Raw genomic sequence first — 13,083 nt, forward strand, 5'->3', positions numbered from 1 at the left:
GCTCGCGGCGACGGGCGCCGTCCTGCCCCTGGCGCCGGCGGCAGCGGCCGCCTGCACGACGACTGCCGGCGTCACGGTGGTGGTCGACTTCCACGAGCTCGGTGGCGGGCTGCGCCAGGTCTGCGACCCGGGCTCGGGTCAGAACGGTGCCGAGCGGTTCAAGGATGCGGGGTTCAGCCTCGACCGGGTGCAGCGCCAGCCCGGCTTCGTCTGCCGGGTCGACGGAGTCCCTGCTGAGGACCCCTGCGTGAACACGCCTCCCTCCGACGCCTACTGGAGCCTGTGGTGGTCCGACGGTGAGTCGGGCACGTGGACCTTCTCCTCCCAAGGCATCGACTCCCTGAAGGTCCCCGACGGCGGCTCGATCGCGTTGTCCTGGAAGGGGTCCGCGGACAGCTCTCCGCCCGGCGTGGCACCGGGCACGCCCGGGCCGGCGCCGTCGCCGTCGGCCTCTCCGTCGACCTCCCCGTCGGCCTCGCCGTCGCAGGGCGGGGCGAACGGCGGCGGCACGGGCGGTGGCTCGGGCTCCGGTGGCTCCTCCTCCTCGGCCGGCGGCACCGCCGCACCGGGGGGCGCGTCGAGCAGCCCGACCGCGACCACATCGGAGGGTGCCTCGGCCGCGGCCGGGACCTCCGAGGCGCAGAGCCGGAAGCAGCGACAGGAGAAGCGCCAGCGACGCCAGGCCCGTGCGGACGCCTCCGACTCACCGACCGCAGGGGAGTCGACCGCGCTCGCGGACCCGGCGCAGACCGCTCAGGGGGGCGGGCAGCTCACCGACGCCGCGCAGGACGACGACGCCGCGCTACCGGTCTGGGTCGCGCCCGTCGGCATCGCGGTGCTCTTCGCGGCAGCCGGCGTCACGGCCGTCGTACGCCGTCGGCGCGGGTTCGCACGGCCGTGACCTCCGCCGCCCGCCTTCCGCGCGACCTGCACCCCGTGGCCTGGTGGCTGTGGGCGATCGGTCTCGCGACGGCGGCCTCGCTCACCACGAATCCGTTCGTGCTGCTCCTGCTCATCGGGGTGGCGACGACGGCCGTGATGGCGAGGCGCTCCGACCAGCCGTGGGCGCGGTCCTTCCGCCTCTACGTGCTGGTCGGGGTGGCGATCGTGGTGATCCGGGTGCTCTTCCGGATCGTCTTCGGCGGCGTGTACGACGGCCACGTGCTGCTCGACCTTCCCCGGATCCCGCTGCCGGACTGGGTGGCCGGGATCTCCCTGCTCGGCCCGCTCACCAGCGAGGCGCTGCTCTCCGGCCTGTACGACGGGCTGCGGCTCGCCGCGATCGTGATCTGCATCGGCGCCGCGAACGCGCTGGCCAACCCCAAGCGGCTGCTGCGCTCGGTGCCTCCGGCCCTCTACGAGATCGGCACCGCGCTGGTGGTGGCCGTGACCGTGCTGCCGCAGTTCGCCGACAGCGTCCGGCGGGTTCGGGCGGCGCAGGCCCTGCGGGCCGGGGAGACCGGGCGGGTGGCCCGGTTGCGCCGGCTGCTGGTGCCGGTCCTCGAGGACGCCCTGGAGCGCTCGCTCGCGCTGGCGGCCGGCATGGATGCCCGTGGCTACGGCCGGGCCGGCGATCTCTCCGCTGCACGCCGACGGGCGACCGGTGCGCTGATGCTGCTGGGCCTGATGGGCATCTGCGTCGGCGTGTACGCCGTGCTGGACCGGACCGCCCCCCGGGTGCTGGCCCTGCCCATGCTCGGCGTCGGGGTGCTGACCGCCGCGGCCGGGCTGCTGAGCGCCGGTCGGCGGGTGGAGCGGACCCGCTACCGTCCCGACCGCTGGCGCTGGCCCGAATTGGTCGTCGTCGCCTCCGGAGTGGCCGTCGGCGCCGTCGGCTGGTGGGTGGCCCGGGAGCAGACGGCCGTTGCCTTCCCGGACGTGGTCTCCGTGCCGATCGTGAGCGGGGTCGCCCTGCTGGGTGTCCTGGTCTCGCTGCTGGGGGCCCTCTGTGCGCCGCCGCCGTACGCCGCCGTGGCCCCGATGCCCGCGCCCGCGGAACGACCCGAGCGGGTGGCCGCATGATCGAGCTGCGCGACATCCGGTTCGGCTACACCGACGCGGCCCACCCGGTCCTGGCCGGCGTGGACCTGACCATCGAGGAGGGCGAACTCGTCCTGGTCTCGGGGCCCACCGGCGTCGGCAAGTCGACCTTGCTCGGCGTCGTCACCGGTCTGGTGCCGCGGTTCAGCGGTGGACACCTCGACGGTGACGTGCTCCTCGACGGCGTCAGCGTCGTACGCCGTCCGCCCCGCGACCGCGCCCACCTGGTCGGCTACGTCGGGCAGGACCCCGCGGCCGGCTTCGTCACCGACACGGTCGAGGACGAGCTGGCCTACGGGATGGAGCAGCTCGGGCTGCCGGCCGACACGATGCGACGTCGAGTGGAGGAGACGCTCGACCTGCTCGGGATCGCCGAGCTCCGCAACCGCGAGCTGCGCACTCTCTCCGGGGGCCAGCAGCAGCGGGTCGCGATCGGGTCGGTGCTCACCATGCACCCGCGGCTGCTGGTCCTCGACGAGCCCACCTCGGCGCTGGACCCGACCGCGGCCGAGGACGTGCTGGCCACGCTGACCCGCCTGGTGCACGACCTGGGCGTCTCGGTGCTGCTGGCCGAGCACCGGTTAGAGCGGGTGATCCCGTTCGCCGACCGGATGGTGCTGATGACCGGGCAGGGCCGGGTGCAGGTCGGCGACCCGGCCACCCTGCTGCAGACCTCGCCGGTGGTGCCGCCGCTGGTCGAACTGGGACGGGCAGCGGGATGGCAGCCGTTGCCGCTCAGCGTCCGCGACGCCCGGCGGCGGGCTCGCGAGCAACCGGCGCCGACCCCACCGGTCGTCGCGCTCGAGCAGCCCACCGACAGTGCCCTCACCAGCTCTCGCCTGAGCGTCGTGCACGGCGCGACGGTGGCGCTGCGCGAGGTCGACCTGGCCCTGCCCCAGGGACGGGTGACGGCGCTGATGGGCCGCAACGGTTCGGGCAAGTCCTCGCTGCTCTGGGCGCTGCAGGGCAGCGGACGCCGTGACGGGGGCTCGGTGGCCGTGGGCGCGCTGGACCCTGCCCGGCTCGATGCGGCCGGTCGGCGGGAGCTGGTCGGGATGGTGCCGCAGAACGCTGCCGACCTGCTCTACCTCGAGACCGTCGCCGAGGAGTGCGCCGCGGCCGACGGCGGGGACGGCAGCTGTCGCACCCTGTTGGACCGTCTGGTGCCCGGGATCGCCGGCGACGCGCACCCGCGCGACCTCTCCGAGGGCCAGCGACTGGCGCTGGCGCTCTCGTTGATCCTGGTCTCCCGGCCCCCGATCGTGCTGCTCGACGAACCCACCCGCGGCCTGGACTACGCGGCCAAGGCGGTGCTCGCCGAGATCCTGCGCGGCCTGGCCGCCGACGGGCACGCGGTGCTGGTGGCGACCCACGACGTCGAGTTCGTCGCCCAGGTCGCCCAGGAGGTGGTCGTGCTCGCCGAGGGCGAGGTCGTGTCGTCTGGCCCGGTACGGCGCGTGGTCGCCGAGTCGCCCTCCTTCGCGCCCCAGGTCACCAAGGTCCTGGGCGCCCCGTGGCTGCTCGTCGACGAGGTCGTGGCGGCCTGGGGGGAGGCACGATGAGGCGGCGGGAGCCACGGGCTCCTCGCCCGCTGCCGGTCGCCGTACCGCTGGCTCCGCGCTCGGCGCTGGTGCTGGCCGTGGCGTCGCTGGCCGGGCTGATGATGCTGACCTGGCCGCTCTTCCTGCAGGTGCCCCAGGACGCCCGGATCGACCCGCCGTTCCTCTTCCTCGCCCTGCTGCCGATCGTGATCGCGGTGGTGCTGGCCGAGATCGGCGAGGGGGGACTCGACCCACGGGTGCTGGCGATCCTCGGCGTGCTCAGCGCGATCAACGCGCTGCTGCGCGGCCTCTCGGCCGGCACCGCCGGCGTCGAGCTGGTCTTCTTCCTGCTGATCCTGGCCGGGCGGGTCTTCGGCCCCGGCTTCGGCTTCGTGCTCGGCTGCACGTCACTGTTCGCCTCGGCCCTGATGACCGCCGGCGTCGGCCCGTGGCTGCCCTTCCAGATGCTGGTCGCCGCCTGGGTGGGAATGGGCGCCGGCCTGCTGCCACGTCGGGTCACCGGCCGACGCGAAATCCTGATGCTGGTCGTGTACGGCATCTTCGCGGCGTATGCCTTCGGCATCCTGATGAACCTGTCGGCCTGGCCGTTCGTGGTCGGCATCCAGGTGCCCGGACACGAGGGTGGCCTCGGCTACGTCGCCGGTGACCCGCTCTGGGACAACTTGCAGCGTTTCGGCGTCTACACCCTGCTGACCTCGACGGGCAGCTGGGACACCGGGCGCGCGATCACCAACACCGTGGCCCTCGTCGTGCTCGGCCCGGCCGTGCTGACCACGCTGCGGCGGGCGGCGCGGCGGGCCACGGTCACCGGGGTCGTCCGGTCGGCCGGGGAGCGGGTCAGCGCGGGTCGATGACCAGGATCCGGTCGTCGTCGGCGGCCGGGTTGCCTCGGCCGTCGCGGTTGCTGGTGGTCAGCCACAGCCGGCCGTCGGGGGCCACCGCGACGGTGCGCAGGCGGCCGTACTCGCCCCCGAGGAAGTCCGCCGGCGAGGTGGCGGTCCCGGTGTCGTCGACATCGATGCGCCACAGCCGCTCGCCGCGCAGGGCCGCCAGCCAGAGTCGCCCGTCCAGGAAGGCGAGCCCGGAGGGTGAGGCAGTGTCGGTGGACCACACGACCTGGGGGTCGACGAGTCCCTCGCGGTCCCCGTTGCCCTCGACCGTCGGCCAGCCGTAGTTGTCCCCGGGCTCGATCAGGTTGAGCTCGTCGAAGTCCTGGGCGCCGAACTCCGAGGCCCACAACCGGCCCTCGTCGTCGAAGGCGAGTCCCTGGACGTTGCGGTGCCCGTAGGACCAGACGGGGGAGTCCTCGAACGGATTGCCGGGGGCCGGCTCGCCCTCGGGGGTGATCCGCAGGATCTTGCCGCCGAGCGAGTCGAGGTCCTGGGCCAGCTCGGGTTCGCCGATCTCGCCGGTCGAGGCGTAGAGGTGGCCGTCGGGGCCGAACGCGAGGCGTCCGCCGTCGTGGATGAAGCCGTTGGGGATGCCGGTCAGGACGGGCGTGGTCGCGCCGAGCCGGCCGTCGTCGTACGTCGCGGAGACGATCCGGTTGTCCTCGTCGGTGGTCAGGTAGAAGAAGAGCCGGCGGTCGGTCTCGAAGTCGGGGGAGACCGCGACGCCGAGCAGGCCGGCCTCGCCCTGGGGGCGGGTCTCGTCCAGGGTGCCGAGGTCGCGCAGCGTGTGGTCGGGTCCGGAGAGCAGGAGCACCCGGCCGTTGTCGCGCTCGGTGACCACCGCGTCGCCGTTCGGCAGGAAGGCCAGGCCCCAGGGGACGCTCAGGCCGCTGGCGACCGTCTCGACGACGCGCGGCCGGTCCGTCCCGCCCGTCGTCGCGGAGGGGGGTGGGCCGGCGTCGGCCGTGACGGTGGGCGGGCCCGGCACCCGCGTGGGCTCCTCCTCGGAGCACGCGACGAGGGCGAGCAGGAGCAGCCCCGCCAGCGCCGGGCCGATGCTGCGACGGCGCACGTCAGGAGACCCGGGCGAGGAAGGCGAGCAGCAGGGCGTGCACCCGCTCGGGCTGCTCCATCTGCACGAAGTGGCTCGCCTTCAGCTCGTGGTACTCCGCGCCCTCGATCCGGGCAGCGGCGGTGGCCATGTCCCGGGCGCCGGCCAGGACGTCGTACGTGGCCGCGACGAAAACACTCGGGATCGAGATCGCGCTCAACGACACCCGGGCGTGGGTGGAGGTGCGCAGGGCGAGGTGGAAGTACCAGTCCAGCGGAGTGGTCAGGAACTCGGCCACGGCGACTGCGGCGAGGTCAGGGTCGGGCACCCGGAACATGAAACCCGTGCGGGTGAGCAGGTCGATCGCCCGAGGTCCCACCGGCAGCCGGCTGGCGATCGGGGTGAGCAGGCAGCCGGCGTGCTTCATCGCCCGCGAGGCGTTGACGGTCATCAACCGGGCGGCGACGCGCGGCAGTCGCAGCGGACCGAGCATCGTGGCGAAGGTGTCACCGGGCACACCGGCCACGGCGAAGAGGCCGATGACGCGCTCGGGGTGCCGCACGGCCAGCTCGAACATCGTGTTCACCCCCATCGACCAGCCCATCGCGACGGCCCGGTCGACCCCGAAGTGGTCCAGCACCGACAACGCGTCCTCGACGAACTCCTCGATCCCGACGCGGTGCCGGTCGGCGGGTCGTTCGGAGCCGCCGGTGCCACGGTGGTTCCAGGACACGACGCGGACGCCGCAGTCCTCGCGCAGCAGGGCCGGCCAGGTCCAGGGACTGGTGCCGAGCCCGTTGCAGAGCAGGACGGTCGGTCCGACGATCCGCTCGTGAGGGTCGTTGGTCCACGCCTGCAGCCGGGTGCCGTCGTCCGAGAGCACCTCGTGGAAGGCGAGCGAGGTGGCGGCAGCGGCGCGGGCGGCGGAGGTCGGCATGCGCCGATCATGCCGCAGCGCGCCGGGGCATCGCGGGACGTTGTGGCCGACCTCACCCGGCGTCTTCCGGGTGCGGCCGTGCTCAGCCCTGGGCGGCCCGGTCGGTGTCGGGACCGAGACGGCGGGCCTCGTGCCGAGCCAGGAACTCCTCGACCTCTTCGCGCTCCGCGCGGGTCTGGGCGAGCGCGGTGCAGGCCCTCATCGCGTTGCGCCGTGCGCGCTGCTGCGACTTGACCGGCCATTGGCCGAGCGCCTGGCGCAGCGGGTCGATGGCGCCGCTGAGCAATCGGGCACGGATGTACTGGGTCGTGCTGGTCAATGGAGCTCCCCCGAGGTTGGTGCGAAGCCCTGATCCTAGGTCACGAATCGGTAAACACGGAACAACGCCGCATGACGATCACGTGAACGTCCCCCGGACCGGTCGGACCGGTCGGATCGGTCGGATCGGTCGGGTCAGTCGGGTACGGGCTCGGCCAGGGGGGCCCGACTGCGCGTGGCGCCGACGCTGGCCGCGACCACGCAGGCCATCGCCAGCCACTGGAGCGGGGTCAGGAACTCGTGGAGCACCACGATGCCGACCACCGCGGCGGCCGCCGGCTCCAGGCTCATCAGGATGCTGAACACGGCCGGCGACAGGGACCGCAGCGCGAAGAGTTCGCAGCTGTACGGGATCACCGAGCTGAGCAGGCCGATCGCTGCACCCAGCAGCAGGATCCGTCCGTCCGCGAGGTGCTCGCTGCCGCTGCCCAGGGCGGCCGGCAGCAGCAGGACGGTGGCCACGATGCTGGCCACCGCCAACCCGTCGAGGCCGGCCCAGCGGCGGCCGGTCTGTGCGCTGAGCAGGATGTAGGCGGCCCAGGCGGCGCCCGCGAGCAGCGCGAACAGGACGCCGGCCAGGCTCAGGTCGGTCCGCTCGAAGCCCAGCAGGCCGACGCCCAGGCCCGCCAGCACCACCCACGCGAAGTCCCGGGCCCGACGTGAGCCGAGCACGGCCAGGGTCAGCGGCCCGACGAACTCGATCGTGACGGCCAGGCCGAGCGGGATCCGTGCGAACGACTGGTAGATCGCCCAGTTCATCAGGCCGAGGCTGGCGCCGAACCCGACCACCACGAGCCAGTCGTGGCGGGTGCGCCCGCGCAGCACCGGCCGGGCGACCAGCGCCAGGATCAACGCGCTGGTGACCAGCCGCAGCCAGACGAGCGTGGTGGCGGGCACCTCGTCGAAGAGGCTCTTGGCCACCCCCGCGCCGAACTGGACCGAGGCGATCCCGACCAGGACCAGCCAGACGGGGGAGGGGCGCAGACTCACCGGGTCAGCGTAGGGGGGACCCGGCCCGGTCCGTCGACTCGTCCCTCGCCGACAGGGGGTGGCGCGGCGTAGGTTCTCCACGGGCCCATCGGGGGGCCGTGGATCGAGGAGGAGCCGCCGTGGAGACCGTGCTGATGGTGGGCACTCGCAAGGGCCTGTGGATCGGGAGGTCGGACGAGGACCGGGAGGACTGGGAGTTCTCCGGGCCGCACTTCGACATGGAGGAGGTCTACTCCTGCCTGATCGACACCCGGGGCGAGGAGCCCCGGCTGCTAGCCGGCGCCTCGTCGAGCTGGCTCGGGCCGCAGGTCCGCCGCTCCGACGATCTCGGCCGGAGCTGGCAGGAGACCCCCAACGGGGCGATCCGCTTCCCCGAGGGCGCCGGGGCGAGCGTCGAGCGGGTCTGGCAGCTCACGGCCGGGGCCGAGCCCGACGTCGTCTACGCCGGCACCGAGCCGGCGGCGGTGTGGCGCTCCGAGGACGGCGGCGCCAGCTTCGAGCTCGAGCGTGCCCTGTGGGACCACCCCCACCGGCCGGAGTGGGCGGCTGGCTTCGGGGGCCAGGCGTTCCACACGGTGCTGCCGCACCCCACCGACCCCAGGTCGGTGACGGCCGCCCTGTCCACCGGCGGGGTCTACCAGACCAACGACGGTGGGGCGTCGTGGGAGCCGCGCAACCAGGGCCTGCGCGCGGAGTTCCTGCCCGAGGGTCAGCAGTACCCGGAGTTCGGCCAGTGCGTGCACAAGGTCGCCCGGCACCCCGCCCGTCCCGAGCGGCTCTTCCTGCAGAACCACGGGGGCGTCTACCGCTCCGACGACCACGGCGCCAGCTGGACCTCGATCGCGGACGGGCTCCCCGCCGAGTTCGGCTTCCCGATCGTGGTGCACCCGCACGAGCCGGACACCGTCTTCGTCTTCCCGATCAACGGAGGAGACCAGCGCTACCCACCGGGGGCCAAGGCACGCGTGTGGTGCTCGCGCGACGCCGGCCAGACTTGGGAGGAGCTCGGTGACGGGCTGCCGGACACGTTCTTCGTCGCGGTGATGCGCGATGCCCTGTGCACCGACGAGCACACCGCGGCCGGCCTCTACCTCGGCGCCCGCAACGGATCGGTGTGGGGCTCGTTCGACGACGGGGCAACCTGGCGCGCGCTGGTCACGGACCTGCCGGACGTGATGGTCGTACGGGCGGCCGCGATCTGATCCTCTCGCCGTTCGAACCGGTGCCGGTCTCCGTCGGCGGGGCGAACTAGGATCGACGCATGGATCAACCGGACATCAAGCCCCGTTCCCGCGACGTCACCGACGGCCTGGAGAAGGCCGCTGCGCGCGGCATGCTGCGCGCCGTGGGCATGGGCGACGACGACTGGGTCAAGCCCCAGATCGGCGTCGCGTCCAGCTGGAACGAGATCACCCCGTGCAACCTGTCCCTGGACCGGTTGGCCAAGGCGGTCAAGAACGGCGTGCACGCCGCGGGTGGCTACCCGCTCGAGTTCGGCACGATCTCCGTCTCCGACGGCATCTCCATGGGACACGAGGGCATGCACTTCTCGCTGGTCTCCCGCGAGGTGATCGCCGACTCGGTGGAGACCGTGATGATGGCCGAGCGTCTCGACGCCTCGGTCCTCCTGGCCGGCTGCGACAAGTCACTGCCCGGGATGCTGATGGCCGCGGCCCGCCTCGACCTCGCCTCGGTCTTCCTCTACGCCGGCTCCACGATGCCCGGACAGGTCGACGGCAACGACGTCACGATCATCGACGCCTTCGAGGCGATCGGCGCCTGCCTCGCCGGCAAGATCACCCGCGAGGAGGTGGACCGCATCGAGCGGGCCATCTGCCCCGGTGAGGGCGCCTGCGGCGGGATGTACACCGCCAACACGATGGCCGCCGTGGGCGAGGCGCTGGGCATGTCCCTGCCCGGCTCGGCCGCACCGCCGGCCGTCGACCGTCGCCGCGACGGCTTCGCCCACCGCTCCGGCGAGGCCGTCGTCGGCATGCTGCGCAAGGGCATCACCGCGCGCCAGATCATGACCAAGGAGGCGTTCGAGAACGCCATCACCGTGGTGATGGCGCTCGGTGGCTCCACCAACGCCGTGCTGCACCTGCTCGCGATCGCCCGCGAGGCCGAGGTCGACCTGACCCTGGACGACTTCAACCGGATCGGCGACAAGGTGCCGCACCTGGGCGACCTCAAGCCGTTCGGCAAGTACGTGATGAACGACGTCGACAAGGTCGGCGGCATCCCGATGGTGATGAAGGCCCTGCTCGACGCCGGGCTGATGCACGGCGACTGCCTGACCGTCACCGGGAAGACGCTGGCGGAGAACCTGGCCGACATCGCGCCCCCGGGGGTCGACGACGACGTGATCCGGGCGGTCAACCGGCCGATCCACGCCACCGGTGGGATCACGATCCTGAAGGGGTCGCTCGCTCCGGAGGGTGCGGTCGTGAAGTCGGCCGGCTTCGACGAGTCGGTCTTCACCGGCACGGCCCGGGTCTTCGACGGCGAGCGCGCCGCGATGGACGCCCTGACCGAGGGACTGATCACCGCCGGCGACGTCGTGGTGATCCGCTACGAGGGCCCCAAGGGCGGCCCGGGCATGCGCGAGATGCTGGCGATCACCGGGGCGATCAAGGGCGCCGGCCTCGGCAAGGACGTCCTGCTGCTCACCGACGGCCGCTTCTCCGGCGGCACCACCGGTCTCTGCGTGGGCCACCTGGCTCCGGAGGCGACCGACGGTGGCCCGATCGCCTTCGTGCGCGACGGGGACTCGATCACCCTGGACGTCGCCAACCGCAGCCTCGACGTCGAGCTGCCCGAGGGCGACTCCTGGGAGGCGCGGCGCGAGGGATGGGCGCCGAAGCCTCCGAAGTACACCCGCGGTGTCCTGGGCAAGTACGCCAAGATCGTCCAGTCGGCCGCGCACGGAGCGGTGACCAGCTGACCTCCTCGCCTGCCGACAACCGGGGACCGGTCCTCTTCCTGGTCCTGCTGATGCTGGTCGGGCTGATCACCATCGCCTGGGGGGCCGAGGACAAGGCCGCTGACCTGCCAGTTGTGGTTGCTCCCACCCCGGCCGACCCGCCAGTTGTGGTTGCTCCCACCCCGGCCGACCCGTCAGTTGTGGTTGCGCCGGACGAGCCGGCTGCGGCCGACGAGCTCGAACGCCGACGTACGGCGCTGCCCTCCGGGGGACAGCAGATCTTCGGGGACGGACGCTTCCTGGTGGCCTACTACGGCACGGCCGGCACCGGAGCCCTCGGCGTGCTGGGGGAGACCGATCCCGCCACCATGCATCGACGAGTACGACGCGCAGCCCGGCCGTTCCGTGGCCCGCGGCGTCCGGTGCAGGTCGTGCACGAGCTGATCGTCACGATCGCCGACCGGGTCCCCGGCCCGGACGGGGACTACAGCCACGACATCACCCGACGGCAGGTCCGGCGCCACATCGAGGCCGCCCACGAGCACGGCGCCCTGCTGGTGCTCGACCTGCAGCCCGGCCGCTCCGACTTCCTGACCGTGGCGAAGCGCTGGGCCTGGGCGTTGCGGGACCCGTGGGTCGGGCTCGCCCTGGACCCTGAGTGGCGGATGGCTCCCGGACAGGTGCCCGGCCGGGTGATCGGATCGGTCAGCGCCCGCGAGATCAACCGGACCACTCGTTGGTTGGCCGATCTGACGCGGCGTCACCGTCTGCCCCAGAAGCTCGTGCTGCTGCACCAGTTCCGGACCTCGATGATCCGTGACATCGCGCGGGTCAGTTCCCGGGCCCGGCTCGCGACCGTGCAGCACGTCGACGGGTTCGGCACCCAGCGCGAGAAGCTCGCGACGTACCACGCGGTGAAGCGGCCGCAGCAGTTCCTGATGGGGATGAAGCTCTTCTACGACGAGGACCATGATCGGATGGGGGCGCGGGAGATCCACCGCATCCGGCCCCGCGTGCGATTCGTCAGCTACCAGTGATCTCACCAGACAAGGCGCCATGACCACCCCACGCGATCCCGCCCAGCTCGACGCCGCCGACCCGCTGGTCGCCCACCGCGACCTCTTCGTCGGCTCCGAGTCGCCCCTGGTCTACTTCGACGGCAACTCCCTGGGACGGCCGCTGCGAGTCACCGGGCAACGTCTGGCCACGTTCGTCACGGACAGTTGGGGCGAGCGGCTGATCCGCGGCTGGGACGAGGGCTGGATGGACCTGGCCGGCACCGTCGGCGACGAGATCGGCCGAGTGGCCCTCGGGGCGGCGCCGGGCACGACCGTGGTGGGGGACTCCACCACGGTCCTGCTCTACAAGATGATGCGGGCCGCCGTCGCCGCTCGCCCCGGACGCACGGAGATCGTGGTCGACCGGGACAACTTCCCGACCGACCGGTACGTCGCCCAGGGGGTCGCCGACGAGTGCGGCCTCACGGTGCGTTGGGTCGACGTGGACCCCTCGGCCGGCGTCACCCCGGAGCTGCTGGCCGCTGCGGTCGGGCCCCGGACCGCCCTGGTCGTCCTGAGCCATGTGGCCTACCGGTCCGCCTGGCTGACCGACGTACCCGCCCTCAACGCGATCGCCCACGAGGCCGGCGCTCTCGTGCTCTGGGATGTCTCCCACTCGGTGGGCGCGGTGCCGATCCTGGCCGACGAGTGGGACATCGACATCGCGGTCGGCTGCACCTACAAGTACCTCAACGGCGGCCCCGGCTCTCCGGCGTTCGTGCACGTCGCCGCCCGGCTGGTCGACGAACTCACCCAGCCGATCCAGGGGTGGCTGGGCAGTCGTGAGCCCTTCCTGATGGGGCCGGTCTACGAGCCGGCGCCGGACATGCGTCGTTTCCTCAGCGGTACGCCGCCGGTGATCGGGATGCTCGCCATGCAGGACATGCTGGCCCTGGTCGACCTGGTCGGGATGGACGCCGTCCGCGAGAAGTCGATCGCGCTGACCGAGTACGCGATCGAGGTCGCCGAGGAGCTGCTCGCACCCGCCCACGTCGACATCGCCTCACCGCGCGACTCCGCACGTCGGGGCGGCCACGTCGCCCTCGTGCACCCGGCGATGCGGGAGGTGACCCAGGTGCTCTGGGCCCGCGACGTCATCCCGGACTACCGCGAGCCGGGGGGCCTGCGGATCGGGCTGTCCCCGCTGTCCACCTCGTTCGCGGAGGTCCGCTCGGGCCTGGAGGCGGTACGCGAGGCACTGGCCGGTCTGGTGCCCTGATCGGAGCTCCCCAGAACCGTGGGGCTCTCGGCGATCTCCGCCCGCTGTGGCATCGTGACGACAGGGCCGATTCCGGGCCGGGGACCAGGAGGTGT

The 13,083-nt window shown here is 72.8% G+C and carries 12 protein-coding genes; 8 read left to right on the forward strand and 4 right to left on the reverse strand.

Features of this window, described 5'->3' with window-relative positions; translation table 11 throughout:
* The 4 genes from ABZE72_RS05250 to ABZE72_RS05265 form a co-directional block, all read left to right on the forward strand.
* Positions 1-901: hypothetical protein (locus ABZE72_RS05250; protein ID WP_372727968.1), on the forward strand; the 901-nt coding region annotated here is incomplete at its 5' end.
* A complete protein-coding gene (locus ABZE72_RS05255; RefSeq protein WP_372727969.1) occupies positions 898-2,022 on the forward strand; it encodes an energy-coupling factor transporter transmembrane protein EcfT in 1,125 nt (374 codons plus the stop codon). The genes ABZE72_RS05250 and ABZE72_RS05255, both read left to right, overlap by 4 nt.
* Positions 2,019-3,602 carry an ABC transporter ATP-binding protein gene (locus ABZE72_RS05260; RefSeq protein WP_372727970.1) on the forward strand — a complete coding sequence of 528 codons (1,584 nt, stop codon included), beginning with the start codon at positions 2,019-2,021 and terminating at the stop codon, positions 3,600-3,602. The genes ABZE72_RS05255 and ABZE72_RS05260 overlap by 4 nt, the downstream gene beginning before the upstream one ends.
* Positions 3,599-4,456 carry an ECF transporter S component gene (locus tag ABZE72_RS05265; protein ID WP_372727971.1) on the forward strand — a complete coding sequence of 286 codons (858 nt, stop codon included), beginning with the start codon at positions 3,599-3,601 and terminating at the stop codon, positions 4,454-4,456. The genes ABZE72_RS05260 and ABZE72_RS05265 overlap by 4 nt, the downstream gene beginning before the upstream one ends.
* Here ABZE72_RS05265 and ABZE72_RS05270 read toward each other — a convergent pair.
* The 4 genes from ABZE72_RS05270 to ABZE72_RS05285 form a co-directional block, all read right to left on the reverse strand.
* Positions 4,440-5,564 (reverse strand): sorbosone dehydrogenase family protein, encoded by a 1,125-nt coding sequence (locus ABZE72_RS05270; RefSeq protein ID WP_372727972.1) that lies wholly within the window; start codon positions 5,562-5,564, stop codon positions 4,440-4,442. The genes ABZE72_RS05265 and ABZE72_RS05270 overlap by 17 nt on opposite strands.
* Before the next feature lies 1 nt (position 5,565).
* Positions 5,566-6,480, reverse strand: coding sequence for an alpha/beta fold hydrolase (locus tag ABZE72_RS05275; protein WP_372727973.1), 915 nt, complete (start codon positions 6,478-6,480; stop codon positions 5,566-5,568).
* Positions 6,481-6,562: 82 nt separating this feature from the next.
* Positions 6,563-6,799: a hypothetical protein gene (locus tag ABZE72_RS05280; protein ID WP_372727974.1), complete on the reverse strand. Its 237-nt coding sequence runs from the start codon at positions 6,797-6,799 to the stop codon at positions 6,563-6,565.
* Positions 6,800-6,933: 134 nt separating this feature from the next.
* Positions 6,934-7,788, reverse strand: coding sequence for a DMT family transporter (locus ABZE72_RS05285; protein ID WP_372727975.1), 855 nt, complete (start codon positions 7,786-7,788; stop codon positions 6,934-6,936).
* A 119-nt stretch (positions 7,789-7,907) separates the two neighbouring features.
* On the opposite strand from ABZE72_RS05285, the gene ABZE72_RS05290 reads away from it, so the two are divergent.
* The 4 genes from ABZE72_RS05290 to ABZE72_RS05305 are packed head-to-tail and all read left to right on the forward strand — an operon-like array spanning position 7,908 to position 12,988.
* Positions 7,908-8,990 (forward strand): WD40/YVTN/BNR-like repeat-containing protein, encoded by a 1,083-nt coding sequence (locus ABZE72_RS05290; RefSeq protein ID WP_372727976.1) that lies wholly within the window; start codon positions 7,908-7,910, stop codon positions 8,988-8,990.
* A gap of 59 nt (positions 8,991-9,049) precedes the next feature.
* Positions 9,050-10,732 (forward strand): dihydroxy-acid dehydratase, encoded by a 1,683-nt coding sequence (ilvD, locus tag ABZE72_RS05295; protein ID WP_372727977.1) that lies wholly within the window; start codon positions 9,050-9,052, stop codon positions 10,730-10,732.
* Between the two features lie 50 nt (positions 10,733-10,782).
* Positions 10,783-11,748, forward strand: a complete 966-nt coding sequence (locus tag ABZE72_RS05300; RefSeq protein ID WP_372727978.1) for a hypothetical protein — start codon at positions 10,783-10,785, stop codon at positions 11,746-11,748.
* Positions 11,749-11,767: 19 nt separating this feature from the next.
* Positions 11,768-12,988, forward strand: coding sequence for a kynureninase (locus tag ABZE72_RS05305; RefSeq protein WP_372727979.1), 1,221 nt, complete (start codon positions 11,768-11,770; stop codon positions 12,986-12,988).
* The last annotated feature ends 95 nt before the right edge of the window (positions 12,989-13,083 follow it).

The organism is Nocardioides sp., assembly GCF_041600255.1.
Classification (GTDB): Bacteria; Actinomycetota; Actinomycetes; order Propionibacteriales; family Nocardioidaceae; genus Nocardioides.